This is a genomic window from Pseudomonas sp. UBT (assembly GCF_050915955.1).
In the GTDB taxonomy this organism is placed as follows: Bacteria; Pseudomonadota; Gammaproteobacteria; order Pseudomonadales; family Pseudomonadaceae; genus Aquipseudomonas; species Aquipseudomonas antarctica_A.
In genome coordinates this window covers 3,894,532-3,916,683 of sequence record NZ_CP168079.1, presented here as the reverse complement: position 1 = coordinate 3,916,683, position 22,152 = coordinate 3,894,532, and the positions used below count along the sequence as shown (strand labels likewise).

Annotated in this window: 22 protein-coding genes and 1 pseudogene; 7 read left to right on the top strand and 16 right to left on the bottom strand. The window is 61.1% G+C overall.

What is annotated here, in order from left to right:
- Positions 1–348 precede the first annotated feature (348 nt).
- Positions 349–915: a dCTP deaminase gene (gene dcd, locus ACDZ94_RS18075; RefSeq protein ID WP_017137166.1), complete on the top strand. Its 567-nt coding sequence runs from the start codon at positions 349–351 to the stop codon at positions 913–915.
- 107 nt (positions 916–1,022) lie between these two features.
- Entirely contained in the window at positions 1,023–1,223 is a 201-nt protein-coding gene (locus tag ACDZ94_RS18070; RefSeq protein ID WP_027604457.1) for a hypothetical protein, read from the top strand.
- Between the two features lie 30 nt (positions 1,224–1,253).
- Here ACDZ94_RS18070 and pdeM read toward each other — a convergent pair whose 3' ends face one another.
- From pdeM to ACDZ94_RS18015, 11 genes are all read right to left on the bottom strand, one after another.
- Positions 1,254–1,889, bottom strand: a complete 636-nt coding sequence (pdeM, locus tag ACDZ94_RS18065; RefSeq protein ID WP_432750553.1) for a ligase-associated DNA damage response endonuclease PdeM — start codon at positions 1,887–1,889, stop codon at positions 1,254–1,256.
- A 14-nt stretch (positions 1,890–1,903) separates the two neighbouring features.
- Complete coding sequence (locus ACDZ94_RS18060) at positions 1,904–4,384, bottom strand: ligase-associated DNA damage response DEXH box helicase (protein WP_432751519.1); 2,481 nt, start codon at positions 4,382–4,384, stop codon at positions 1,904–1,906.
- A gap of 57 nt (positions 4,385–4,441) precedes the next feature.
- Positions 4,442–5,206 carry an ABC transporter ATP-binding protein gene (locus tag ACDZ94_RS18055; protein WP_064451175.1) on the bottom strand — a complete coding sequence of 255 codons (765 nt, stop codon included), beginning with the start codon at positions 5,204–5,206 and terminating at the stop codon, positions 4,442–4,444.
- A 13-nt stretch (positions 5,207–5,219) separates the two neighbouring features.
- Positions 5,220–6,338 carry a succinylglutamate desuccinylase/aspartoacylase family protein gene (locus ACDZ94_RS18050; protein ID WP_432750552.1) on the bottom strand — a complete coding sequence of 373 codons (1,119 nt, stop codon included), beginning with the start codon at positions 6,336–6,338 and terminating at the stop codon, positions 5,220–5,222.
- Between the two features lie 9 nt (positions 6,339–6,347).
- Positions 6,348–7,058, bottom strand: coding sequence for an ABC transporter permease (locus ACDZ94_RS18045; protein ID WP_221294136.1), 711 nt, complete (start codon positions 7,056–7,058; stop codon positions 6,348–6,350).
- Entirely contained in the window at positions 7,055–7,783 is a 729-nt protein-coding gene (locus tag ACDZ94_RS18040; RefSeq protein WP_221294137.1) for an ABC transporter permease, read from the bottom strand. Before ACDZ94_RS18040 ends, ACDZ94_RS18045 begins: the two co-directional genes overlap by 4 nt.
- A gap of 59 nt (positions 7,784–7,842) precedes the next feature.
- Positions 7,843–8,622: a transporter substrate-binding domain-containing protein gene (locus tag ACDZ94_RS18035; protein WP_017254762.1), complete on the bottom strand. Its 780-nt coding sequence runs from the start codon at positions 8,620–8,622 to the stop codon at positions 7,843–7,845.
- A 340-nt stretch (positions 8,623–8,962) separates the two neighbouring features.
- Positions 8,963–10,597 (bottom strand): ATP-dependent DNA ligase, encoded by a 1,635-nt coding sequence (locus tag ACDZ94_RS18030; RefSeq protein ID WP_432750551.1) that lies wholly within the window; start codon positions 10,595–10,597, stop codon positions 8,963–8,965.
- Positions 10,594–11,598 (bottom strand): ligase-associated DNA damage response exonuclease, encoded by a 1,005-nt coding sequence (locus tag ACDZ94_RS18025; RefSeq protein WP_064451180.1) that lies wholly within the window; start codon positions 11,596–11,598, stop codon positions 10,594–10,596. Before ACDZ94_RS18025 ends, ACDZ94_RS18030 begins: the two co-directional genes overlap by 4 nt.
- A 201-nt stretch (positions 11,599–11,799) precedes the next feature.
- Positions 11,800–14,241, bottom strand: coding sequence for a penicillin acylase family protein (locus tag ACDZ94_RS18020; RefSeq protein WP_064451181.1), 2,442 nt, complete (start codon positions 14,239–14,241; stop codon positions 11,800–11,802).
- 209 nt (positions 14,242–14,450) lie between these two features.
- Positions 14,451–15,095 carry a glutathione binding-like protein gene (locus ACDZ94_RS18015; RefSeq protein ID WP_064451182.1) on the bottom strand — a complete coding sequence of 215 codons (645 nt, stop codon included), beginning with the start codon at positions 15,093–15,095 and terminating at the stop codon, positions 14,451–14,453.
- A 170-nt stretch (positions 15,096–15,265) separates the two neighbouring features.
- On the opposite strand from ACDZ94_RS18015, the pseudogene ACDZ94_RS18010 reads away from it, so the two are divergent.
- Positions 15,266–15,421 (top strand): annotated as a pseudogene (locus ACDZ94_RS18010) (ATP-binding protein); the annotation flags it as partial.
- Positions 15,422–15,547: 126 nt separating this feature from the next.
- Here the strand turns inward: ACDZ94_RS18010 and ACDZ94_RS18005 are convergent.
- The 4 genes from ACDZ94_RS18005 to ACDZ94_RS17990 are packed head-to-tail and all read right to left on the bottom strand — an operon-like array spanning position 15,548 to position 17,223.
- Positions 15,548–15,754 carry an SEC-C metal-binding domain-containing protein gene (locus ACDZ94_RS18005; RefSeq protein WP_034137262.1) on the bottom strand — a complete coding sequence of 69 codons (207 nt, stop codon included), beginning with the start codon at positions 15,752–15,754 and terminating at the stop codon, positions 15,548–15,550.
- Positions 15,751–16,233, bottom strand: coding sequence for an LEA type 2 family protein (locus tag ACDZ94_RS18000; RefSeq protein WP_064451183.1), 483 nt, complete (start codon positions 16,231–16,233; stop codon positions 15,751–15,753). Before ACDZ94_RS18000 ends, ACDZ94_RS18005 begins: the two co-directional genes overlap by 4 nt.
- A gap of 19 nt (positions 16,234–16,252) precedes the next feature.
- Positions 16,253–16,723, bottom strand: coding sequence for a YchJ family protein (locus ACDZ94_RS17995; protein ID WP_064451184.1), 471 nt, complete (start codon positions 16,721–16,723; stop codon positions 16,253–16,255).
- Positions 16,724–16,725: 2 nt separating this feature from the next.
- A complete protein-coding gene (locus ACDZ94_RS17990; protein ID WP_064451185.1) occupies positions 16,726–17,223 on the bottom strand; it encodes a DUF6231 family protein in 498 nt (165 codons plus the stop codon).
- A 190-nt stretch (positions 17,224–17,413) separates the two neighbouring features.
- Here ACDZ94_RS17990 and ACDZ94_RS17985 point away from each other — a divergent pair, with 190 nt between their 5' ends.
- The 3 genes from ACDZ94_RS17985 to ACDZ94_RS17975 all read left to right on the top strand — a co-directional run bounded on the left by ACDZ94_RS17985 (position 17,414) and on the right by ACDZ94_RS17975 (position 19,289).
- Positions 17,414–18,112 (top strand): OmpA family protein, encoded by a 699-nt coding sequence (locus ACDZ94_RS17985; RefSeq protein WP_432750550.1) that lies wholly within the window; start codon positions 17,414–17,416, stop codon positions 18,110–18,112.
- A gap of 132 nt (positions 18,113–18,244) precedes the next feature.
- A complete protein-coding gene (locus tag ACDZ94_RS17980; protein ID WP_064451187.1) occupies positions 18,245–18,538 on the top strand; it encodes a DUF1145 domain-containing protein in 294 nt (97 codons plus the stop codon).
- Complete coding sequence (locus ACDZ94_RS17975) at positions 18,531–19,289, top strand: collagen-like protein (RefSeq protein ID WP_221294139.1); 759 nt, start codon at positions 18,531–18,533, stop codon at positions 19,287–19,289. Before ACDZ94_RS17980 ends, ACDZ94_RS17975 begins: the two co-directional genes overlap by 8 nt.
- 102 nt (positions 19,290–19,391) lie before the next feature.
- Here ACDZ94_RS17975 and ACDZ94_RS17970 read toward each other — a convergent pair whose 3' ends face one another.
- Complete coding sequence (locus ACDZ94_RS17970; protein WP_128586855.1) at positions 19,392–19,856, bottom strand: CopD family protein; 465 nt, start codon at positions 19,854–19,856, stop codon at positions 19,392–19,394.
- Between the two features lie 99 nt (positions 19,857–19,955).
- On the opposite strand from ACDZ94_RS17970, the gene dinG reads away from it, so the two are divergent.
- Complete coding sequence (gene dinG / locus ACDZ94_RS17965) at positions 19,956–22,100, top strand: ATP-dependent DNA helicase DinG (RefSeq protein ID WP_064451190.1); 2,145 nt, start codon at positions 19,956–19,958, stop codon at positions 22,098–22,100.
- Positions 22,101–22,152: the final 52 nt, after the last annotated feature.

Below are 22,152 nucleotides of genomic sequence, written 5' to 3'. Positions count from 1 at the left end.
GCCCTGGCCGAGACTGAGTGCAAAGAGCAGGAAAAATTCTTGGAGATGGTTGGATCGAAATTCAACATATCGTGTAGAGATTCTCAGTGACACAAGCAGCACAGTGGCGCCACCTTAACCCTTTTTCAGGAACGTGCCAATGGTATTTCCGAAGGTTTCTCTATTTTCGTGACTGGCGGTGGTATTTACAGTCATCAATCGCTGCAGCGCGGGCCCCGGCCCGACGGGCTGTGCCCTATAGCAGGCCGTGCATTCATCAAGAAAAAACCCACGCCCTTTGAACCCCACGGCTGGCCCCGGTAAGATGCCCAACAGAATTTTTCCACCTCGCTATTCAGGACACCCGCCATGAGCATCAAATCGGACAAGTGGATTCGCCGCATGGCGCAAGAGCACGGCATGATCGAACCCTTCGTTGAACGCCAGATCCGTGGCGAAGGCGCGGCTCCCGTGATTTCCTACGGTGTATCCAGCTACGGCTACGACGTACGCTGCGCCGATGAATTCAAGGTGTTCACCAACATCAACTCGGCCATCGTCGATCCAAAAAACTTCGACGAAAAGAGCTTCGTCGACGTCAAGAGCGACGTGTGCATCATTCCGCCAAACTCCTTTGCCCTGGCGCGCACCGTGGAGTTCTTCCGTATTCCCCGTGACGTGCTGACCATCTGCCTGGGTAAAAGCACCTACGCGCGCTGCGGCATCATCGTTAACGTGACGCCGCTTGAGCCAGAGTGGGAAGGCCATGTGACCCTGGAGTTTTCCAATACCACCACGTTGCCAGCCAAGATCTACGCCAACGAAGGCGTGGCGCAGATGCTGTTCCTGCAGTCCGACGAAGCCTGTGAAGTGTCCTATAAAGACCGCGCCGGCAAGTATCAGGGCCAGCGTGGCGTTACTCTCCCACGAGCTTGATCGAAAGGTCTTACACGTAAAGGGAATTAGTCCGCGGGAATTGACTCTATTGGGTGTACTGCCTCGGTGCGTGCAAAACGCACCGAGCCACGCTTGAGGAGTCCTTTATGAAGATTGACCCGCGTATCAGCGCTGAACTCGCCCGGCTTGAACCCAACCAGATTGGTGTTTTGGCCTGGTCCCTGATGGCCGACCCTGCGTATGCGGGCGGCATCCCTGGTCAACCAGACGAAGATTGGCCCCAGCAGCCCACCGAGCCCGGTGAGCCGACGCTTCCGGATGAGCCGCCACCCGCGCCTGTCGCCTGATTCGTCAGGGCAAGGGACATGGCCGGCACGTCAGCGCACCGGCCAGACGTCCTCATCGCCGATCACAAAGATCTGTTGATCCATGCTCTGTTCCACTGCAAAGCCACCTGTAAAGGCGCCAAACGCCGGCAGCAAGCTGATACGCGAGCCGATCTGAAAGCACGGCAGCCGTAGACTCTGGCGGCCTTTGCCACGCAACCGATACATCGGATGCACATGCCCCGCCAGTACATGGTGGCTGGCGTGGGCGTCCGGCTCATGCTGCAACGCAAACGGCCCCATCAGCAGCGGCTCGGGAACCACCTCAATCCTCAAGTCGGCAGGCGGGTCGCCTGCGCGTTTATCGTGATTGCCACGAATCAAGGTCAGGCTCAGGTCGCGATTGCACGCTCGCCAGGCTCTCAAGGCGCTCAGGGTGCCGCTGGCGTGAGAGCCGGGGCCGTGCAGGAAGTCCCCGAGAAAGATCACCTGCGCGCACGGCAAGGCCGACAACAGCCGGTCCAGGCGTTGAAGGTTTTCCGAGGTCGTGCCCTGTGGCACCGGCTGCCCCAGGCTGCGATAGGCCGACGCTTTGCCAAAATGCGCATCGGCAATCAGCAGGCACTGGCGAGCAGGCCAGTACAGCGCCTTCTCAGCCAACAACCACACGTCCTCACCCTCAAGCATCACTGAGTACACCCTTAGCGCTCCCCGTTATCCGCGACTTTTTCCAGGTCCCTGACCATCCGCGCAATGCGCTCCGACAGCTTTTCCGAACTCATGCTTTCGCGCATCCGCTCAACCAGCAGTGGGAAGGCCAACGGTGTCGGCCGTTCGATCACATGCAGGTCCAGCTTCAGCGCCACCAGATGGCGCAGAGTGTCTTCCAGGCGACGAATATCCAACTCGTCCCGCAGGACTTCTTCCCCGGCCTGGGCCAGCAGCAGATTCTGCGGGTCATATTGCTTGAACACTTCATAGAACAAGCCGCTGGACGCCTGCACCTGACGGGTGCTTTTCGGCGCGCCGGGGTAGCCAGCAAACACCAGCCCGGCGATGCGTGCGATTTCGCGAAAGCGGCGCAGGGCCAGTTCACCCGCGTTTAGGCTGGCCGCTACATCCAACAACAAGTTCGCCGGACTCAGCAGCGCCTCGTTCAGTAAACGAGGCCAATCCACCGGCGTGGCACTCAACAGTTCCAGCCCGTAATCATTCACGGCAATCGAAAAGGTCACCGGCTGCAGTTGGCTGACCCGCCACGCCAACAAACTCGCCACCCCCAGATGCACCTGGCGCCCCGCAAACGGGTAGAGAAACAGGTGCCAGCCCTCCCGCGATTTCAGGGCTTCGGCCAGTAAATGCTCGCGCGTTGGCAGGCCCGACCAGCGCAACTGGGTTTGCAGTAACGGTTGCACCGCCCGCATCTCCGGGCCGTCATAACGCCCGTGCGCGGCGGCATCAAAACGCTCAACCACCGCTTGGGCCAACTCATTGGAGAGCGGCATGCGCCCGCCATTCCAGCGCGGCACGGCAGCTTTTTTCGCGGTGCTGCGTCGCACATAGGCGGTCATGTTTTCCACCCGCACCAGCTCCAGCAAACGCCCGGCAAACAGAAAACCATCACCGGGTTTGAGCCGGGCGATAAAGCCTTCCTCGACACTGCCCAGGTTCTTGCCGCCACCGCCCTTGCTCCAGAATTTCAGCTGAATACTCGCGTCGCTGACGATAGTGCCCACGCTCATGCGGTGACGGCGCGCCAGGCGGGCATCCGGGACACGCCAGATACCCTGTTCGTCGGGCTCTACACGGCGATAATCCGGGTAGGCAGTCAGTGACAGGCCACCATGGCGCACAAACCCCAGCGCCCAGGCCCAATCAGCGTCTGTGAGGTCGCGATACGCCCAGGCACCGCGCACCTCCGCCAGCAGCGCCTGGGGGGTAAAACCACCGCCCAGGGCCATGCTCACCAAGTGTTGTACGAGCACATCCAAAGGTTTGTAAGGCGATTCTCGGGCTTCGATGCGCCGCTGGGCAATCGCATCCTGGGCGGCGGCGGCTTCCACCAGTTCGAGGCTGTGGGTTGGCACCAGCGTCACCCGTGACGGCCGTCCCGGCGCATGCCCCGAGCGCCCGGCGCGCTGCATCAAGCGCGCAACGCCTTTGGCCGAGCCGATCTGCAGCACCCGCTCCACCGGCAGGAAATCCACGCCCAGGTCCAGGCTGGAAGTACACACCACCGCTTTGAGCTGGCCGTCCTTCAAGGCCCGTTCCACCCAGTCACGCGTCTCCCGGGACAGCGAGCCGTGGTGCAGGGCAATCACGCCGGCCCAATCCGGACGCGCTTCCAGCAACGCCTGGTACCAAATCTCCGACTGCGCCCGCGTATTGGTAAACACCAGGCAACTGCTGCTGGTATCCACTTCGGCCACGACCTGCGGCAACATTTTCAAACCGATATGCCCGGCCCAGGGGAAACGCTCAGCGATGGGCGGCAAGAGGGTGTCGACCTTCAGCTCTTTCGCCGTTTGCCCCTGCACATTGATGCCGCCGCCTTGTGGGACCAGGACCTCCAATGCGTGGGCCTGATTACCCAGCGTTGCCGAAATCCCCCACACCACGAGTTCCGGATGCCAGCGCCGCAAACGCGCCAACGCCAGTTGCAGTTGTACGCCGCGTTTATTGCCGATCAGTTCATGCCACTCATCCACGATCACCATGCGCAGGTGCGCCAGGCTCGTCTCACTGTCGGCACGGGCCAGCATCAACGTAAGGCTTTCCGGTGTGGTGACCAGTGCGGTGGGCTGGCGACGAGTCTGGCGTGCGCGTTCGCTGCTGCTGGTGTCGCCGGTGCGCAGGCCGACGCTCCAGGGAATCTGCAAGGCCGCAAGCGGCGCTTCCAGGGCGCGTGCAGTGTCGGCGGCCAATGCGCGCATGGGCGTGATCCACAACACGGTGAGCGGCTCAGCAGGCGCTTTGCGTTTGCCGATGGTGGGCGGGCGAGTGATGGCGAAACGATTGAGGGCGGCAAACCACAGCGCGTAGGTTTTACCCGCGCCGGTGCTGGCATGCAGCAACCCCGATCGGCCCTCTTTGACCGCTGCCCATACGGCCTTTTGAAAGGCGAACGGCTTCCAGCCCTTGGCGGCAAACCATTGTTTTGCGAAGTCGACGGGTTTTGCCATAGGGCGGCTGACGCTCTGGAGGTTCTCTTTCAAAGACCCTCCAGGCGCCGCAAAGGTTTACTTCAAATTACCGCTCAAAAACTGCTGCAGGCGCTCACTCTTCGGGTTGCCCAGCACATCCTCGGGCGTGCCTTGCTCTTCCACCAGGCCCTTGTGCAGGAACAGCACCTGGCTCGACACCTTGCGGGCAAAGCTCATTTCGTGGGTGACCATGATCATGGTGCGGCCTTCCTCGGCCAGCCCCTGAATCACTTTAAGCACTTCACCCACGAGTTCCGGGTCGAGGGCCGAGGTGGGTTCGTCGAACAGCATCACCTCAGGTTCCATGGCCAGGGCGCGGGCGATGGCCACCCGCTGCTGTTGGCCACCGGACAGGAACGCCGGGTATTGATCGGCCACGCGCGCCGGCAACCCCACCTTGTCCAGGTAGCGACGGGCACGGTCTTCGGCGTCCTTCTTGCTGCAACCCAGCACCCGGCGCGGGGCCATGGTGATGTTTTCCAGCACGCTCATGTGGCTCCACAAGTTGAAATGCTGGAACACCATCGCCAGCCGCGTGCGCAGGCGTTGCAGTTCGGCGTCGTCGGCCACGCGCATGCCGTGGCGGTCGCTGACCATGCGGATCTGCTGGCCGTCGAGGGTCATCGCGCCGTCGTTGGGGGTTTCCAGAAAGTTGATGCAGCGCAAAAAGGTGCTTTTGCCCGAGCCACTGGCGCCGATCAGGCTGATCACGTCACCGGTCTTGGCCTTGAGCGAAACACCTTTGAGCACTTCATTGTCGCCATAGCTTTTATGCAGGCCTTCAACGGTCAATTTGTACATGGGGCGTGCATCCTCAAGGCGAAAGTAGGTAGCCGCTGCGGTAGGCCTCATGGCCTGCGACATGGCTGATCACCATCCCGGCAGTGGCCATGCGCCGCAGCGAACGGGCGTAAAGCAGGCCGGCGTTTTTGCAGTGCACGGGCGTTACGCGGTCAGTAATAGGGTCGATGATTTCAGCGATCAGTTGCCCAGCCTCCAGGTATTCACCGGGCAGGGCGCAAAACACCAGCAAGCCGCCGACAGGCGTAGTGACCGGCTCGACACCCGCCAGCGGGGTGGCCGGGTAAGACAGGTCGGGCAATGGCGCTGCGTCGCCGGCAATGGCGCCGAAGTGAATCAAGTAGTCGATGATCGCCTGGCAATCGAGGCTGGCCAGGCCGTGGTTGACGTCGCCTTGGCCGCGCAGTTCGACGGTCACCGAAAAGCTGCCCATGGGGATCGGGAAGCGCTCGCCGAAGCGCTGCTGCAACTGCCACCACACCAGGGTGAAACACTCATCAAAGGACTGCCCGCCGGAATCGGTGGCGAGCAAGTTGGCTTCCGAGCCGATATAGCGTGCCAATGGCTCCACCTGCGGCCATGCGTCGGGCGTGGTGTACAGGTGCGCCACGGCTTCGAAGTCGCAATGCAGGTCCAGCACCATGTCAGCGTCGCAGGCCAGGCGTTGCAGCACCAGGCGTTGGGATTGCAACTGGGTTTCGGCGGTGTGCGCCGCAAGGGCCAGGCTCAGTGCGTCGCGAATGAGTTCGACGTTGTGCTTGGGGTCCTCTCCCAGCAGGTCTTCGACCTGATTACCAACCTCGTCGCTGAGGTCGACAAACAGGCGATTGAAGTTCTGCCCGCTTTCCAGCTCGTAGCGACCCAGTGGAATGTCCATCAACACCTGCTCCAGGCCCACCGGGTTGGCGATGGGCACCAGCACGATTTCGCTGCGCAAACGCCCGGCCGTCGCCAGTTTCGCCAGGCACGCCTTGAGGTGCCAGGCCACCAGCATGCCCGGCAGTTCATCGGCATGCAGCGATGACTGGATGTAGACCTTGCCTTCAGCCTGTTCCGGGCCGAAGTGGAAACTGTGAATCTGCCGCGCCGTACCTGGCACCGGCGCGATCAGTTCGTGTACCTGATGACGCATGAATGCTCCTTAGTGGCTCGGCCCGAGGAAGGCCAGCCAGCGGCGCTCTGCCAAACGAAACAGACCGACCAGGGCAAAGGTTACGGTCAGGTAGATCAGCGCCGCGATACCGAATGATTGAAAGGTCATGTAGGTGGCCGAGTTTGCGTCCCGGGCAACCTTGAGAATGTCCGGCACCGTCGCGGTAAAGGCCACCGTGGTCGAGTGCAGCATCAGGATCACTTCATTGCTGTAGTACGGCAATGAGCGGCGCAGGGCCGACGGCATGATCACATAGGCATACAGCTTCCAGCCGCTCAGGCCATAGGCCTTGGCCGCTTCGACTTCACCGTGGGCCATGCTGCGGATCGACCCGGCGAAAATCTCGGTGGTGTAGGCGCAGGTGTTGAGTGCGAACGCCAGGATGGTGCAGTTCATCGCATCGCGAAAGAACGCATCCAGCACCGGCTGTGCCCGCACTGCGGCAATGCTGTAGATCCCGGTGTAGCAGATCAGCAGTTGGATATAGAGCGGCGTGCCACGAAACAGGTAGGTGTAGAACTGCACCGGCCAGCGAATAGAGCGTTTGCGCGACACGCGGGCGATGGACAGCGGGATCGACACCAGAAAACCAAAGACCAGCGAGGCGCTGAGCAGCCACATGGTCATCGCCAGCCCGGTGATGTGCTGGCCGTCGCTATAAAGGAAGGGGCGCCAGTATTGCTGCAGAAGTTCGATCATCGCACGGCCTCCCTGGACCCAGCGGAGTAGCGACGTTCAAGCCGACGCAGGACGAAGTTTGAGGCGCTGGTGATCAACAAGTAGATCAACGCGGCGAGTACCAGGAAGTAGAACAGTTGATAGGTGCTCTTGCCCGCATCCTGTGCGGCCTTGACCAGGTCCGCCAGGCCGATGATCGACACCAGCGCGGTGGCCTTGAGCATCACCATCCAGTTATTACCGATGCCCGGCAGGGCAAAGCGCATCATCTGCGGGAAGGTCACGAAGCGGAACCGCTGCCCGCGAGTAAGCCCATAGGCGGTCGCCGCTTCCAGTTGGCCACGTGGCACCGCGAGGATTGCGCCGCGAAAGGTCTCGGTGAAATAGGCACCGTAGATGAAGCCCAGGGTGATAACCCCGGCGCTGAATGGGTCAATTTCGATGTAGTCCCATTCCATGAAGTCAGTAAAACCGGTCAGCCAGATTTGCAGGCTGTAGAAAATCAGCAACATCAGCACCAGGTCGGGCACGCCGCGAATCAAGGTGGTGTAGAGCTGGGCGGGGATGCGGATCAGGCTGACGCTGGACAGTTTCGCGCTGGCGCCGATCAGGCCCAGCAGGACGCTGACGGCCAGGGAGGCGACCGACAGTTTCACGGTCATCCACGTACCTTGCAGCAACAGCGGGCCGAACCCCTTCAAACTGAAGGCACTCAGCCCCAGGGTTTGCAAAAGATCTTCAAACATGAATTCAGGACCTATGGCGATAAAAAAGCGCCCACCTGAAACAGGTGGGCGCCGGGGTGTTATTTACCGCTGTACAGGTTCAGATCGCCGAAGTGTTTCTTCTGGATGGTGGCGTAGGTGCCATCATCGTGTAACGCTTTGATACCTTTATCGAGCAGGGCCTTGAGGTCTTTGTTACCTTTTTTGATACCGACCGCAGTTTTGGCTGGCAGCAGTGGGTCGTCGATGGCCTTGCTGACTTCGTAGTCAGCGCCCGCTGGCGACTTCAAAAAGCCCAGTTCGGCTTGCAGCATGTCCTGCACCGAAGCGTCGAGACGGCCGGAAGTCAGGTCGGCGTACACCTGGTCCTGGTTGGCGTAAGCCTTGGTGGTTACACCGGCTTTATCCAGTACGGCCTTGGCGTAGGCTTCCTGGATGGTGCCTTGCTCGTAACCCACGGATTTGCCCTTGAGCGACTCAGGGGTGGAGTAGTTCGCGCCTTTCTTGAACACCAACGAAGTCGGGCCGGAGAACAGCTCGCTGGAGAAGTCGATCGCCTTTTCACGGGCTTCGGTCACGGTCATCGAGGAAATCACGCCGTCGAACTTGTTGGCGTTGAGGCCTGGAATCATGCCGTCAAAGTCACTTTCGACCCACTTGCACTTGACCTTCAGCTCGGCGCAGATCGCATTGCCCAGGTCGATATCGAAGCCTACCAGGCTGCCGTCAGCGGCCTTGGATTCGAACGGCGCGTAGGAAGGATCGACACCAAAACGCAATTCCTTGTATTCCTTGGCTGTAGCAACACCAGCAGCCATGCACAGAGCCAGTGCAGAAAGGGTCAGCAATGCTTTTTTCATTATGTAATCCCTGGAAACCAAGATAAGCGCTTGTGGCGCGTTTATGACTGTTACTGAACGGTGTCAGACGGATCACAAGTAGCAATTTCTGCACCATAGTTCCGAATGTCGTTCCGAATGATCGTTTTAAAAGGAAGGACGAGGGAGTTCTTAGTGTAGGAGATGCCCGAAAACGGGCATTGATTTTTCAGTGCACCATTTCGAGGCGTCCGAGGATAAAAATGTCGGAGCCAGGCTTGCCTGCGATGGCGGTGGGTCAGCTAACTCCTCTTCAGTTGACTTACCGCCATCGCGGGCAAGCCCGGATGCCACGATGATTGATGGTGTTGGTGAAGAAGAGTCAGGCCAGTAAGTCCTGCAGCGTTCCCAGATTGTCGGCCTCATCCACCGCCTTATCCTGGCGCCAGCGCAGCATCCTGGGAAACCGCACTGCAATCCCGCTTTTGTGCCGCTTGGACAGGGCGATCCCTTCGAACCCCAGCTCAAACACCATGCTCGGCGTCACACTGCTGACCGGGCCGAATTTTTCCACCGTGGTTTTGCGCACGATGGCGTCGACCTTGCGCATTTCTTCGTCGGTCAGGCCTGAATACGCCTTGGCGAAGGGCACCAGCGTGCGTTCAGTTCCGGGCGGGCCGTCCCACACCGCAAAGGTGTAGTCGCTATACAGGCTGGCACGTCGGCCATGGCCGCGCTGGGCGTAAATCAACACGGCGTCGACGCTGAACGGGTCGACTTTCCATTTCCACCACACGCCCATGTCCTTGGTGCGGCCTACGCCGTAGAGGCCATCACGCGCCTTGAGCATCATGCCTTCCACGCCGAGGCGGCGAGAGCTCTCACGTTGTTGGGCGAGGTCCGCCCAACTGTTACCGGTCAGCAGCGGCGATGGCAGCAGTACCGGTTGGTTGCACTGGGCAATCACGTGCTCAAGCTGGGCGCGGCGCTCGGCCTGGGTGTGGCTGCGCCAATCTTCGCCCTGATACTCCAGCAGGTCGTAGGCCAATACAGCGACCGGTGCCTCCTCGAGGATTTTCTTGCTCAAGGTTTTACGGCCAATGCGCTGTTGCAGCAGTGCGAAAGGTTGCACTGCGTCCTTCCACACCACGATTTCGCCGTCGATCACGGTGCCATCCGGCAGGCCACTCACCAGGCTGTGCAGTTCAGGGAATCGCTCGGTGACCAGCTCTTCACCCCGAGACCAGACCCATAGGCGACCCTCACGCTTGACCAGCTGCGCGCGGATGCCATCCCATTTCCATTCCACCTGCCAGTCGGCGGGCGGGCCGAGCAGGGCGTCGAATTGCTCCACCGGTTGTGCCAACCCATGGGCGAGGAAAAAGGGATAAGGCTGTCCGCCGCGTTGCGCATGTTCGTCGCACGATTCGGCGGCGATCAGCTTAAGGTAACCTTCGGCTGTCGGACGGTTAGACAGGTCGGTGTAGCCCACCAAGCGCTGGGCCACCCGTTTGCTGTCGAGGTCGGCCATGGCGGCAAGGGCGCGGGTGACCAGCAATTTAGACACGCCCACGCGAAAACTGCCGGTGATCAATTTGATGCACACCATCAGGCTGGGTTGATCCAGCTGCGCCCACAACGCGGGCAGGCGTTCGGCCAGTTCCAGTGGTGGCAGACCGCGCAGGGGCAGGAGCTTTTCTTCCAGCCATACCGCCAGACCGTCTTCTGAGGTGTAGGTCGATTCCGGTAACAGCAGGGAAATGGTCTCCGCCAGGTCACCGACTGACTGGTAACTCTCCTCGAATAACCAGGGTTCGATGCCCGACGCTTCGGTGGCCATGTCCCGCAGCAGGCGCGTGGGGACCAGTTGACGAGGCCGCCCGCCGGACAGGAAGTACACCGCCCACGCAGCATCCTGTGGCGGTGCTTGGCGGAAGTAGGTTTGCAGCGCGGCGAGCTTGGCGTTGCTGGAAGTGGTGGCGTCGAGGTTGGCGTACAACTCGGCGAACGCTTTCATGCCGTGGCCTCTTCTTCATCATCACCGTATTCGGTGGTGAAGCCCTGGGCGTCCAGGCCTTTTTCGCGCAGGTGGCGCACCAATACGCCTACGGAGCCGTGGGTGACCATCACCCGTTCGGCGCCGGTTTGTTCGATGGCCCACAACAGGCCGGGCCAATCGGCGTGGTCCGACAGCACAAAGCCCCGGTCCACACCGCGCCGTCGCCGGGTGCCGCGCAGGCGCATCCAGCCACTGGCGAACGCATCACTGTAGTCGCCGAAGCGGCGTATCCAGCTGCTGCCTCCGGCGGAAGGTGGCGCAATGATCAAGGCTTGGCGCAGCAGCGGGTCGGTTTTTTTAAAGTCGCCGGCGTAAAGGGTTTCGGGGATGTAGACGCCGGCCTCGCGGTACACGCGGTTCAACGGTTCGACCGCACCGTGGCTGAGGATCGGGCCGATGCTGGCATCGATGCCATGCAGGATGCGTTGGGCTTTGCCGAAGGAATAACAGAACAGCACGCTGGCCTTGCCGGCGGCGATATTGGCCTGCCACCAGGCATTGATCCCGGCGAAAATCTGCGCCTGGGGCTGCCAACGGTAGATCGGCAGGCCAAACGTGGATTCGGTGATAAAGGTGTGGCAACGCACCGGCTCGAAGGGGGCACACGTGCCGTCGGGTTCGACCTTGTAGTCACCGGATGCCACCCAGACTTCGCCCTGGTATTCCAGGCGCACCTGGGCTGAACCGAGCACATGCCCGGCGGGGTGAAAGCTCAACGTGACGCCGTGGTGTACGAGTTTTTCACCATAGGCCAGGGTTTGCAGGTTGATGTCCTGGCCCAACCGCGAGCGCAGAATGCCTTCGCCGGGCGCGGCCGCCAGATAGTGCTGGTTGCCCGTGCGGGCGTGATCGCCGTGGGCGTGAGTGATGACCGAGCGCTCCACCGGCCGCCAGGGGTCGATGTAAAAATCTCCGGCGGGGCAGTAGAGGCCTTCGGGCCGGGCGATGACAAGGTCCATGGGCGTGCCGGGGGCGATGGGCTTATCAGGTATGAGGGGACGGTGGGGCGAGAAGTTCTATCGGAATGCATAAGGTCAATGTGGGAACGGGCTTGCTCGCGAATGCGGTGGTTCAGCCAACTATTCAGTGACTGATCGACCGCATTCGCGAGCAAGCCCGCTCCCACATTTTTGATCCGGTTTCTTCAGTAAGAAACCGGGTTACTTGCCAGGCGTCAGGGTCAACCGGGTCTTCCCATACACCTTGTCAAAGTTCTGCGGCTGCATCGGGAAGCTCAGGTATTGCGCCTTGAGCGACGGGTCGATGCCATTCGCATAGTTCGGGCTGGCCGGGTTGCCGGACTGGCCGATGCCGCCCTGGCCCATCATCGGTTCGGCCTGGCCGAAGTCGATGATCATGCGCAGCGCCGGCACTTGGGTCGTCGCGAAGTCTTGGCCCCAGCTGTAAGGCGCCGGGTTCAGGGTGTTGTGGTCGCCGCCACTGGCGAATGGGCCACGAATCACTTGGCCGCTGGTGTTTTTCCAGGTGGTGCTGTGCAACTTGCCCCACTGCCAGGCCTTGTGATCGCCACCGAGTTGGCTGTCGCCGGCGCTGATTGCGGCGGCGAGGCTGCGGGCAAGGATCGCCGGCTTGTCTTCTTTTTGCGCGGTGCGCACGTCATCCCAGAACGGGCTGTCTTCGCGGCCCAGCAGGTGGTCGGCGTTGGCGGAGTAGGACACGTTGGCATTGCTGATAAAGGCTTTCCAGCTGGCGCTGTTTTCCGGGCCGAGTTCGTCGAGGAAGATCTGTTTGGTGCTTTCCTGCAGGAACAGCTCGTAGATCGCCGCGTCGGCGGAAGTCGGCGCCAGACGGCCATCAAAGGCCATCAGGCGATTCAGCGCCTCGCGTGCCTTGGCCGCTTCGGCCGCCGGCAATGCATCGATTGCCTGTTTCAGCGGCTGGGCCATACCCGGCGCCTGGAACATGGTCTTGAGCTTGGCGGCGAATAAGGTGGTCTGGTCGTACTGCATGGCGATCATGCTGCGGGTGTCATGCTTGCCGGCGTTGGCCAGTTGCGCCAGACGCTCGCTGCGCTCCGGTGCATCCCAAGAGTTGGATAGCTGCATGCCATAGCCGCGTGGCGCGGTGCGTTGGTTGGCGGTGCCGATCCAGCCTTGGGCCGGGTCTTGATCGTACGGGTGCAGCATCGCGTCGGCGTAACCGTCCCAGTCAAAACGCGCGTCCCAGCCCGGCGAGGGCAGCAGGCCTTCGCCTTCGCGGCGGTTGGGGAAGCGGCCGGTGACTTGCCAGCCAATGCTGCTGGCGTCGGCGAAAATCATGTTCAGTGCGATGGCGCGGATTTCCCGGGTCGCATCCGAGGCCTTGCCGGCACTTTGTGCGCGGGACAGGTCGAAGAACGCATCCAGGCTCTTGTCATCCTTGAAATCGGCGGTTTGCAGGGCCAGGCCGAAACCGCTGGTCAGGGCCTGGCTGCTGTTGAGCAGGGCGCCGTGGCGGGTTTCGTACACCACTTCGCGAATCGGCCGCTGGCCCTTGGCGAGGTAGGTTTCATTACGCACGGCGGCCGGCAGCCATTTGCCGTTGTTCTCGTAGTACAACGCGCTGCCCTGGCGCTTGACCTTCTCCAGGAACAGGTCCTGGGTATCGCCTTTGACCGCACTCATGCTCCACGCCACTTTGCCGTTGAAGCCCGACAGCAGGGTCGGCAGCCCGGCAATCGAGGCGCCGACCGCCTGGTATTTCGGCGCGCGAATCTGCACGTAGTTCCACGGCGACGGTGCTTGCGGCTGGGCCGCGAGGTCGCTGGCCAGCAAGCTTTTTCCGCTGCGGCTGCGTTGCGGGCCGATGGCCCAGTTGCTTGACGTGGTGACGGCCAGAGCATTCAAGCTGCTCAGTTGCTGACCGACGCTTTCCAAACCGGCCAGGCCGGTGATCTGGCTGAGGTTCACGCCTTTGAGCTTGTCGGTTTCGGCCAGTGGGATCGGTTCATCCGGCGCGCTTGGGGTGAGCCAGGCGAGTTTGTCGACACCGACTTTTTGCGCGAGCACCAGCGATGACAACTCCTCCTGCAGGTTGCTCGACTCGCTGAAATTCAGCAGGCAGAACAGCAGCGCCGAATCTTCCGGCTTCCAGTACTCAGGCTTGTAGCCCGTCTGGGCCAGGTCCGGCGGCAGCTTGTCGCGGTAGCGGAACAGGTAGGCGTTGACGCCACGGGCATACACTTCAAAGAAGCGCTTGAGGCGCGGTGACGAGGCGTTATACAGCTCGCCGGCGCTTTTTTTCAGGTTAACGGCGCGCATGAATCGGTCGACATCCAGCACCTCTGGCCCGGACATTTCCGCCAGACGGCCCTGAGCCAGCAGGCGCAAGGTGACCATCTGCGTGATCCGATCGCTGGCGTGCACATAACCAAGGCTGAACAGCGCGTCATGGAAGGTGTTGCTTTCGATCAGCGGCATGCCCTGGGCATTGCGGCGCACCGAAACATTCTGTGCCAGGCCTTTGATCGGCTGCACGCCGGCAACGGGAGGCAGGGTGTCCTGGGTGCTCTGGATCTGGCAACCGGCCAGGCTTAATGCACTGGCTACTGCCGCGGCAACGCCGAACCGGGGAAGAAAATGTGAGAGGGCTGGCGAGGCCATGGCAAAGCTCCTGCGGGGGGTAGCGTCATTAAAGGCGCTACGTTAGTGAGCGCGGCGAAACGACGCAAGCAGGAGTTTGGGTCTTGCACAAATCAAATGTGGGAGCGGGCTTGCTCGCGAATGCGGTGTGTCAGTCTATGAAGGTCTGACTGAACCACCGCATTCGCGAGCAAGCCTGCTCCTACATTTTGACCGAGGAAGACTTTGAATCAGGATTTCGGCGGATTCACTTTCTGTACCAGTTCATACGCCCGAACCGTCGCCGGCCGCTCTTTGATGCGGTTGAACCAGCGATGAACATGGGGGAAATCCTCCAAACGCTGGCTCTGCCATTTGTGGGAAACAATCCACGGGTAAATCGCCATGTCAGCAATGCTGTACGCCTCGCCCGCCACGAATGGGCGGTCCGCCAGGCGCCGGTCCAGCACGCCGTACAGACGCGCGGTTTCATCTACATAGCGTTTAATCGCGTAGGGGATTTTCTCTGGCGCGAACTGGCTGAAGTGATGGTTCTGCCCGGCCATCGGCCCCAGCCCACCCATTTGCCAGAACAGCCATTGCAGCGCTTCCTGGCGACCGCGCAGGTCTTTTGGAATGAACTGGCCGGTTTTTTCCGCGAGGTACAGCAGGATAGCGCCGGATTCAAACAGCGAAATCGGCGCGCCGCCGTCGGTTGGGTTCTGATCGACGATGGCCGGAATGCGGTTGTTGGGAGCGATCTTCAGGAAGTCCGGCTTGAACTGGTCGCCCTGGCCAATGTTGATCGGGTGCACCTTGTAGGGCAGGCCGGCTTCTTCCAGGAACAGCGATACTTTGTGACCGTTGGGGGTAGTCCAGTAATACAGGTCGATCATGAAGCTCTCCAAATGAGCGAATGCCTGTAGGTATAGGTGATGTTCGAGGCGCAAAAATTCAATGAAACATTTAGGTCTACCGTTAGAAGCATTTCACACCGCGCCGTCCACCAGCATCTGCAACGACTGTTGTCACCGCTCAATCCGCACCTGCACGCCATACACTTCGGCAAGTGGAAAGCTCACGCAATGCCGAGACGGGCGGGTATGGGCTGGGGTTGAGCATTGCGCACGCCATTGCTCGGGCGCATGAAGGGCGGTTGAGTTTGAGTAATCGCGAAGGCGGGGGATTGGAGGTGGTGTTGCAGTTGTGGCGCAAATCCTGAGTTGGCAACACAGGACAAATGTGGGAGCTGGCTTGCCTGCGATAGCGGTGGTTCAGTTGACACATCGTTATCTGTCAGATCGCCATCGCAGGCAAGCTAGCTCCCCCACTGACTGCAATCAGGGCATCAGGCCCCGTGGCACTTCTTGAATTTCTTCTCGCTGCCGCATGGGCAAGGATCGTTGCGACCAACGTCTTTCAAGGCGTTGCGCACCGGCTCCTGGTGAGCGTGGCCGCAGTTCGGGCCGTGGACATGGCCGTGGTCGTGATCATGGTGATCGTGATCGTGATCGTGGTTGCAGTCAGGACCATGGACATGGGGTTGCTGAGTCATCGATGTCGCTCCGGAATAAAATCGCCGGGGATTATCTCGCCATTATGGGCGACCTGCACGTCATTACCGATGAATAATCCGGTTTTCAGCTCGCCCTCCAGGCGATAAGGGACGGGCTTGGTGGGGTTTTTCAACATCTGCACCACATCGCGTATCTGTGGCCAGAGGTTGGTACGCACCGACACCCGGAAAAACCCATGGCTTCGCGGCGGTATGGTCAGCCATTCGTTGGACTCGCCTTCGGTCAGTACAAAATCGCCCAGGCTGACTTTGTAGATCAACCCGCGCACGGTGAGGTCCGCGTCGTCGCGATTGTCCACGCGAAAGTACAGCTTGAACTTCTGCTCCAGCAACTTGGCCCGTACCAATTCGACTTTCACCAGCGAGACGTGAGGCGCGGGCGCGTCGTCTTCGAACCACGACGCACAGCCGGTCAGACTCAGGGTCAACGCCAGCATCAAACTGTACATCCGGAGCATGGCGTTATCCTTGAGTTGATTAGAGGTAGCTGGAACAGCACTTCTTGAATTTCTGCCCACTGCCACACAAACATACATCATTGCGCCCGGCCTTCACCTCAACCGTCGGGTCAATGAAGTACCAGCGCCCATCATTCTGTACGAAAGAAGATTGCTCACGGTGGCTGTGTTCTCCGCTGCCGTCGTGCCAGCGTGCGGTAAAGGTCACGAAGGCATGTTCCGGCTGGCCGCCGAACACCTCCGAGCTTTCCACCTCAAGGCCCAGCCAAGTGCTCTGGGCACTCCAGGCGCCGATGGCGGCGCGGTCCAGGCCGGCTTGCTGCGCAGGCACGGTGGTGGCCACCAGGTAGTCCACCAGGCCCAGCACATAGGCGCTGTAGCGCGAACGCATCAGCGCGGAGGCGCAGGGCGCGGGGTGGCCGGCGTGATAATGGCCGCAGCAGGCATCCAGCAGGTTGCCACTGCCGCAGGGGCATATGGATGTACTCATGGTTACCACCAATACTTTCCGAAGTTTTCCGGGTTGGCCCAGAAGCGGGCGTTGAGCCAGTCCGGCACCTGTTTATAGTCAAGCAGATCATAGGTGAACAGCGTCAGAACCTGCTCATCGCGCTGGAACCGCTCGCCGGCTTGCAGAGCCAGGGAGAAGAAGTCGGTGTCCTTCCAGCCGCAGGCGCTCAGGTCCACCAGCACGGCAATGCGGCTGCTGTTGAGGTTGCGAATGCCGCCCAGCAAGGTCAAGCCTTGCGGTTTTGACAGGTGCTCCAGGCAATCGACCACCAACGCCAGGTCAAAACGCTGCGCCGCCAGTTCTGCCGGTAACGGCCCGGGCGGCGCGATCGCCACTTGGGTCTGCGGATGCTCGGCTTGAAAGGCCTCCAGCGCGGGAAACTGGCTGGCACCCAACAGCAACAGGCGTTTGGGTTGGTGTAAATCGAGCAAGGCGGCCAGGGCTTGCTGGGGTGTACGGGAAGAAATGCCAGCGGTCATCAGAGATCCTCACATCAGGACCCTAGAGACTAGCGCGGCTGAGCGTGCGGGCCTAGAGCGGGCGGCGGCGAAAAGTCCGGCAAGTGCAGCGATCCTCAATGAAACCGGGGGTGTGGCGTACTGGCGCAGATGAAAAGAGCGGTCTTTACTCCACCCATCGGCCCCCGCCGATACCCTCAGGAGAAAGCACATGAGCATCATGCGGACAGCTCTACCCTTGGTTCTGCTAACCGGAGTATTGACAGGTTGCGCAGGGTTGCAAAAAACCGATTGGCCTACCTGTGCAGCCGTCGGTGGTGTGACCGGCGCTGCGATTGGCGCCACAAAAAGTTCTGCGTACGCGGGCTATGGCGCATTGCTGGTCGGCGGCATGGCCGGCGCCTATTGCTGGGTACATGGTGACGGCGACGAAGACGGCGACGGTGTACCTGATAGCCGCGACAAGTGCCCAGGCACGCCGAAAGGCGTGCAGGTCGATGCCAACGGTTGCCCGCCCGCGCCCGTGCAGGCAGCAGTGGTTGAGGAAGTCGTCGTGGTTAAGGAAGAGACCATCGTGATTCGCGATGTGCACTTCCAGTTCGACTCGGCCAGGCTGACGGCGGCGGATAAAACCAAACTCGACGTTATTGCCACTCGCCTGAAAAAAGAAGCCCCGAGCGCGCAACTGCGGGTCAGTGGGCATACCGACAGCGTCGGTAAAGACGCCTACAACCAGAAACTCTCGGAAAAACGCGCCCACTCGGTCACGGACTACTTGATCAGTTCCGGTGTACCGCGCAGTAACTTTGTGTCGGTGACCGGTGCGGGCGAAAGCCACCCGGTAGCAGACAACAAAACCGCTGAGGGGCGTGCATTGAACCGCCGCGTGGAAATCCAGATCAACCGCTGACCATCCTTGCCCCTGTGCGAGCCACAGGGGCATTGCCGGCGATCCCCATCAAGTTTTTTCATCCTTCACTGGCAAATCGCCTGCAGAAGTCGGTACTGTGCGCCCAAAGAATAATAGGCAGGGGCATGCGGGATGAAAGTGTTTTGGGGGCTGGGAAAATGTCTGACGTTGCTGTTCTGGGGCGTGGTGCTGGTCAATCTGTTCCGGCCGCTGACTAATCCGTTCCACCTGTTGGTCAGCCTGGCCGGCAGTCTGTTGTTTCTTACCCACCTGTTGGAGCTGCTGTTGTTCAACAGCAGCGTGAAGCACCGTGCCCACCCCTGGCGTGACCGCTTGCAGATTCTGCTGGTGGGGATGTTCCATGTGCGGGGCCTGTCGGCGCCTGCAGCGTTTAATGAAACGAACAAGGAGGCCAATCATGCGTAAGGTTTTTCTGTTGGCCCTGTTGGTCAGCCCTATCGCCCTGGCCCAGAGTGTCAGTGTTGAAACCAACTCGCTGATGCGTTTGCCCAGCAGCACCAGCGTTTTGCAGCTTGAACGCCTGGATGTGGCGGACTACGGCACATTGTTGGTCCCGGCTACGATCAGCCAGGTCAGCGTGGATGAGCTGCACCTGGGCCGCGAAGCGCGTATCACCATCGCCCCCGGCAATACCGCGCTGCAATTGCAGGTGCGCAATGCGCAACTGGAGCATGGCAGCCAGATCACCTCGCGCGGCGCCCCGGGCACCCATGAACGGCCGGCCAAGGCCGGGCGGGACCTGGTCCTGCGCATCAATGCCCTGGCCGCCGACGAATTATCGGTGGATGCCCGAGGCGGCGCCGGTGCCCAAGGGTATGCCGGCCTGGATGGCGCCAACGGTGTGGACCCGGGTTGCACCTGGGGTTCGGCCGGGCGTGGCGCCAATGGTGATAACGGCGGCGATGGCCTGCCAGGCGCGGCAGGGGCGCAAGTGCGGGTCGAGTTGCCGCAGAGCTTCCCGGCTGAGCAGATCAAGGTCTGGGTCGATGGCGGAGCGGGCGGTTTGGCGGGGACAGCGGGTAAGCCCGGCAAAGGTGGGCAGTCCAAAGGTTGTGTGGTGTATCGCGCCGATGGCGGCGATAAGGGGCGGCCAGGGCTGGAAGGGCAACCGGGGCCGGCTGGGCCTGCAGGTGCTGTGACTATTCAGCGGCTCTGAGTCGACGGGTCTGACGCCATCGCGGGCAAGCCCGGCTCCCACAGGTGATTGCATTTCAATGTGGGAGCCGGGCTTGCCCGCGATGGCGGACTCAAGGTCGCCTCAGAACATCGGGCGAGCCGAAGCAATTGCTACTACCACCAGCCCCACAATCAAATTGATCCCCACCAGCTTGCGAATCTGCCCCAGCGCAGCCGCACCCGCCGGCCAATCCTCAGCCGCCACCGCTTTCCGCAGTTCCGGGAACTTCAACGCCTGGATGCGGATAAACAGCGCCGTCATCACCAGATATAAGCCCATCATCACCTGCACATAACGCGGCGCGGTTTCAAAACCGCTGAAGCGCAATTGCAGCAGGCCGATGCCGCTGATCGGCAAAACCAGCACCGCGACCCAGACCCATACGAAAAAACGTTGAAACACATTCGCCCACAGCTTGAGCCGGGCAGGGCCCTCAAGTGCCGCCATGGCGGCGGGGCGCAGGATCATCCAGGCGAAAAACATACCGCCGACCCAGATCAGGGCGGCCAGTACATGCAGGGTGTAAGCGAGGCTAAACGCGGTCATTGTGGTACTCCGTTCTGCGCGGGATTAATTAGCGGGGTATGATAGCGGCCGATCCGAACCACTGAAAATTTATCCAGCGTTTTTTGCGCCCGACAATCCATGATCAGCACTGAACTCAAAACCACGATCCAGGGCGCCTATTCGCGTTTTCTCGAAGCCAAGAGCTTGAAACCGCGCTACGGCCAACGCCTGATGATCGCCGAAGTGGCCAAAGTCCTCGGGGATATCGACACCGACGACGAAGGTCGGCGCAGTGGCGACCCCGCGGTCGTGGCCGTCGAGGCCGGCACCGGTACCGGCAAGACCGTGGCCTACAGCCTGGCCGCGATCCCTACCGCCAAGGCTGCCGGCAAGCGCCTGGTGATTGCCACCGCCACTGTCGCCCTGCAAGAGCAGATCGTCTACAAAGACCTGCCCGACCTGATGCGCAACAGCGGCCTGAACTTCACCTTCGCCCTGGCCAAGGGCCGTGGCCGCTACATGTGCCTGTCCAAGCTCGACGTATTGTTGCAGGAAGGTCACGCACAAACCGCCACGGCTTCGCTGTTCGAAGAAGAAGGTTTCAAGATCGAGGTTGATGAAGTCAGCCAGAAGCTGTTTACCAGCATGATCGAGAAGCTCGCCGGCAATAAATGGGACGGCGACCGCGACAGCTGGCCCACTGCTTTGGAAGATGCCGACTGGGCGCGCCTGACGACCGATCACAGCCAATGCACCAACCGCCATTGCCCCAACTTCGGGCAGTGCGCCTTCTACAAGGCCCGCGAAGGCATGGGCAAGGTCGATGTGATCGTTACCAACCACGACATGGTCCTGGCTGACCTGGCCCTGGGCGGCGGCGCCGTATTGCCGGACCCGCGCGACACCCTTTACGTATTCGACGAAGGTCACCACCTGCCGGATAAAGCCATCGGCCACTTCGCCCACTACACACGCCTGCGCTCCACCGCCGATTGGCTGGAAACCACCGCCAAGAACCTCACCAAACTGCTGGCCCAGCATCCGCTGCCCGGCGACCTGGGCAAGCTGATCGAGCAAGTGCCGGAGCTGGCGCGGGAGATCAAGACCCAGCAGCAATTCATGTTCAGCGCCTGCGAGCAGGTTGCCGACTTCAAGCCCGGTGAGGATGTGGAAGGCCGTGAGCGGCCACGTCACCGCTTTGTCGGCGGGCTGATCCCCGAGCACATGCGCGAAATGGGCATCGAGCTGAAAAAGGGCTTTTCGCGCCTGACCGACCTGTTCACGCGTTTGACTGACCTGCTCAAGGAAGGCATGGACGGCGAGGTCAACATCGGCATCGCCAGCAACCAGGCCGAAGAATGGTACCCGTTGTTCGGCAGCCTGCTGTCGCGTTCCCAAGGTAACTGGGAGCTGTGGACCGCCTTCACCGTTGAAGACCCGGAAGACAACCCGCCGATGGCGCGCTGGCTGACCTTGTCGGAAAGCGGCGCGCTGTTTGATATCGAGGTCAACGCCAGCCCGATCCTTGCCGCTGAAATGCTGCGCCGCAACCTGTGGAACGTGGCCTACGGCTGCCTGGTAACGTCGGCCACGCTGACGGCCCTGGGCACCTTCGATCGATTCCGCATGCGTGCCGGCCTGCCGAAAAAAGCCGTCACCGCCGTGGTGCCGAGCCCGTTTCATCACGCCGACGCGGGCGTGCTACGGGTGCCGGACCTCAAAGCCGACCCGCGCGACGCGCCGGCCCACACGGCGGCGATCATCCGCGACCTGCCGGAGCTGGTCGAAGGTTCGCGCGGCACGCTGGTGCTGTTTTCCTCGCGTAAACAGATGCAGGACGTGTTCGATGGCCTCGACCGCGACTGGCGCAAGCAAGTGTTTATCCAGGGCAACCTGTCCAAACAGGAGACCCTGAACAAGCACAAGGCGCGGGTCGACGGTGGGGATTCCAGCGTGTTGTTCGGCCTGGCCAGCTTCGCCGAAGGCGTGGACTTGCCCGGCGCCTACTGTGAGCACGTAGTGATCGCCAAAATCCCGTTTTCGGTGCCGGATGATCCGGTCGAGGCGGCCCTGGCCGAATGGATCGAAGCGCGGGGCGGTAACCCGTTCATGGAAATCTCGGTGCCTGATGCGTCCTTGAAGCTGGTCCAGGCCTGCGGTCGCTTGCTGCGCACCGAAGAGGACCGGGGCACCATCACCTTGCTTGACCGCCGTTTGGTCACTCAGCGCTACGGCAAAGCTATCCTCAATGCCTTGCCGCCGTTCAGGCGCGAAATTTCTTAAGCCACCGTGGGCGAACTCGCCCACTTCGTGGTCTATCTCACTGCCAACGCTT